Here is a 3,049-nt window from a genome sequence, read left to right on the forward strand (position 1 = left end):
AGAGGGGGAGAGGAACCGGGGGAGGGGACCTTTTTTTGCAAAAAAAGGTCCCCTCCCCCGGTTCCTCTCCCCCTCTTCCTACTTACACAACCACAAGGCCGCGCCTTCGATGCCGCGCAGGATCTTGAGGCTAGTCGTGGCGAAGATGTGTTTGAGGGTCGAGGGTTTATGGCTGGTGCGGCCGATGGCCACGGCGGCGTATTTATTGGAATCGGCTTCGTGCAGGATGGTGCGCGCCGGGTTGGACGAGGTCAGGACCTTGATGGTGATCCGGTCGTCGCCGATATCGTTGGCTTTGATCTCGGCCAGGGCCCGGCCGAAGATTTCCTCCGCGTCGATGCAGCGGTCGTCTGAGCAAACGTGGAGCAGCGTGATATCGTGGCCGGGCTCGTTTTTGAGCATGAAGCCGGCGTGGTCCGCCACACGCATGGATTCCTCGGAGCCGTCCACGCATACCAGCACGTTTTTGCGTTCCTTTTGCGGATTGCGGCAGATCCAGATGGGGAAGCTGAGTTCTTCCCAGAGGATGCGGTGCGACACGCTGTCGCTGACCATTTCCTCGAACCATGACAGTCCTCGCCGGCCGAGCACGGCCGCGTCGTAGAGCCCTTCCTCGGATTCCTTGACGATCTCTTTGACCGTGCCGAGCTTTCCGTGCGAAAACTTGACGAGCACCTGGTCCTTGGGGAACCCCATGGAGTGGAGCCATTCCTTGGCCTTTTCCATGGCCGGCACGCCGTGGACCTGCTTGTCTTCCTCGATATGGATGATGGCCTCGGGATTGGCCTCGAGGTTGATGGGGTCGAGCCGCCAGTCGGGGCGGCGCGGGACTACGTAAAACAGCGTCAGCTTGAGCTCTTCGCGGCTAGTGAAGAAATCGTGTACGAAGCGCAGGCTCTGCGAGGTGTGGAATTCGTCGCTGACGGCCACAAGCAGGTGTTTGTCCATGGGGCGCGTCCTTGGCGGTTGCCGTCGGGAGAGGCAGCGGCAGCGCTGGTTCGAGGGTGTTGTTTTTTAAACCGATAAAACATGTTGCGCGAATTTGGAAAGCGCTTATTCTCTCCTTCGAGGTTGATTTTCATTTTCAAAGAGAGGCCTTCATGGACAAGCTGATTGTTTTTTTGATCATCGCCGTGGCGGCCGGGTATGTGATCCGGCGGTTTTTCTTCAAGAAGAGCGGCGGGTGCGGCTGCGGTTGTTCGAGTTGTGACGGCGCCTCGGGAACGAAGGGGACCGGCTCGTGCTGTCAGGACGGGCAAAAGCTGCAATAGCCCGGTCGGCGTACGCCCTGTCCGTCCTGCTGCTGGTCCTTCTCGGGGCCGGGGCGGCGTGGGCCTGCACCTTGTTCAGTCTGGCCGGGTCCGGCGTGGCCGGCGGCGGCACGCTGCTGGTCAAAAACCGCGACTGGCATCCGGTGCAGGCCCAGCGGCTCGTGCTGGTCACGCCCGGGGACGGGTATCGCTACCTGGGGCTTTTTGCCGAGGGCGGCGGCGCATCCGGGCTCAAGGCCGGGGTCAACGAGGCCGGCCTCGCCGTGGTTTCGGCCACGGCGGGCAGCGTTCCCCGCGAGGCCCGAAAGGGCGGGCCCGGCATGGGAGGCCTGCTGCGCCGGCTGCTGACGCGGTGCGGCAGCGTCGCGGCGGCCGTGGCCCGGGCCGATCTTTTTAGCCGTGGCAGGCCGTGCCTGTTTCTTTTGTCCGACCGGCAGGAGGTGGCCCGGGTGGAAGTGGCTCCGGGCGGGCGCTACGCCGTTTCGCGCACCGTTGATGGTGTGCTGTGGCAGACCAACCACTATCTGGAGCCGGCCCTTGCCGACGCCAATGTCCGCATCGGCGCGTCGAGTCGGGCCCGGGCGGCGCGTATCGCCGGGCTTCTGGGCGATCTGCCCCGTCCGGCGAATCTCGCCGCCCTGCTCGCCCTGTCCCGCGACACGGCCGACGGGCCGGAAAACGGCATCTGGCGCACGGGCGGCAGGCCAAGGGCCGCGCGCACCGTGGCCACCTTTGCCGTGGCCATGCCGCCGTCCGGTCCGGGCAGGTTGTATCTGCGTCTGGCCGATCCCGGCACGCCCGAATGGACGCGGACCATCCCCCTGGACGCGGCGGCTTTTTCGGGGAACACCCCCGCGCCCTAACGCCAGATAATGGACAGGGGCTTTCGCGGCGGCAGGCGTTTGATCGCAAAGCGCGGGAAGCCGACCATGAGGCCGCCGTACATCTCGTGTCCCTGCGGCAGGCCGAGAAGCTCCCGGGCCGGCGCATGGGAGGCCACGGCCCGGTGTGCGAGTCCGGCCCAGCAGGTGCCAAGTCCCAGGGCATGGGCGGCCAGCTCGAAATGGGTCAGGGCGATGACGCAATCCGTGGCCGGCGGGATGGGCGCGGCCGTGTCGGCGTGGACCACCACCAGACAGGGGGCGCCCCACAGGATGGTTTCCCGGCCGGCGTCGAAGGGTTCGACAAAACGCGGACTGCTTCCCGCGGCGCGGAAAAAGTCGGCGCACAGCCCGGCCAGGGTGCGGATGGCGGCCGGATCGGTCATGACGAGCCACTCGGCCGGCTGGCCGTTTAGGGCCGAGGGCGCGTAGCGCGCCGTTTCCAGGCACGTTTCGATCAGTCCGCGCGGTACGCGCCGGTCGCTGAAGTTGCGCACCGAGCGCCGGCCGGTCATCCAGGCGCAAAGCGCTTCCGGCAAAACATCCGGCGTCCTGGGCGCGTCGGGCAGGTCGTCCGGGTCGATTCCGTCGATGCGCAGGCAACCCTTGGCGCACACGGCCGCGCAATGTCCGCAGCCGATGCAGGACGCTTCCAGATGCGCCGTGGCCACGGGATAGCCCGCCTCGTCGATGTCAATGAGCGAGAGCGGACACTCCAGGGCGCATAGCCCATCCCGTGCGCACCGCTCCCTGTCGATTTCCAGAGAAGCCATGGTAGTCTCCTTTGAGGAAGGGAAGAAGGTGCGAGAGGGGAACCCTTTTTGAAAAAAGGGTTCCCCTCTCGCGCTCTCCCCTCCCAAAAACTTCTAACGGTTACAGCTGGTATGGCGACAATAT

Annotated in this window: 4 protein-coding genes; 2 read left to right on the plus strand and 2 right to left on the minus strand. The window is 65.3% G+C overall.

Annotation, left to right across the window (positions count from 1 at the left end; genetic code table 11):
• Positions 1-78: 78 nt before the first annotated feature.
• On the minus strand, positions 79-948 hold the full coding sequence (locus ACMZ6R_RS20330; protein ID WP_416114778.1) for a universal stress protein: 870 nt from the start codon (positions 946-948) through the stop codon (positions 79-81).
• A gap of 152 nt (positions 949-1,100) precedes the next feature.
• On the opposite strand from ACMZ6R_RS20330, the gene ACMZ6R_RS20335 reads away from it, so the two are divergent.
• Both ACMZ6R_RS20335 and ACMZ6R_RS20340 read left to right on the plus strand, forming a co-directional pair.
• Complete coding sequence (locus tag ACMZ6R_RS20335) at positions 1,101-1,271, plus strand: FeoB-associated Cys-rich membrane protein (RefSeq protein ID WP_416114779.1); 171 nt, start codon at positions 1,101-1,103, stop codon at positions 1,269-1,271.
• Complete coding sequence (locus ACMZ6R_RS20340) at positions 1,241-2,134, plus strand: C45 family autoproteolytic acyltransferase/hydolase (RefSeq protein WP_416114780.1); 894 nt, start codon at positions 1,241-1,243, stop codon at positions 2,132-2,134. Before ACMZ6R_RS20335 ends, ACMZ6R_RS20340 begins: the two co-directional genes overlap by 31 nt.
• Here the strand turns inward: ACMZ6R_RS20340 and ACMZ6R_RS20345 are convergent.
• Complete coding sequence (locus ACMZ6R_RS20345; RefSeq protein WP_416114781.1) at positions 2,131-2,925, minus strand: nitroreductase family protein; 795 nt, start codon at positions 2,923-2,925, stop codon at positions 2,131-2,133. The two genes, ACMZ6R_RS20340 and ACMZ6R_RS20345, sit on opposite strands and share 4 nt — an antisense overlap.
• Positions 2,926-3,049: the final 124 nt, after the last annotated feature.

The sequence above is a fragment of the Solidesulfovibrio sp. C21 genome, from assembly GCF_047785625.1.
Taxonomy (GTDB): Bacteria; Desulfobacterota; Desulfovibrionia; order Desulfovibrionales; family Desulfovibrionaceae; genus Solidesulfovibrio.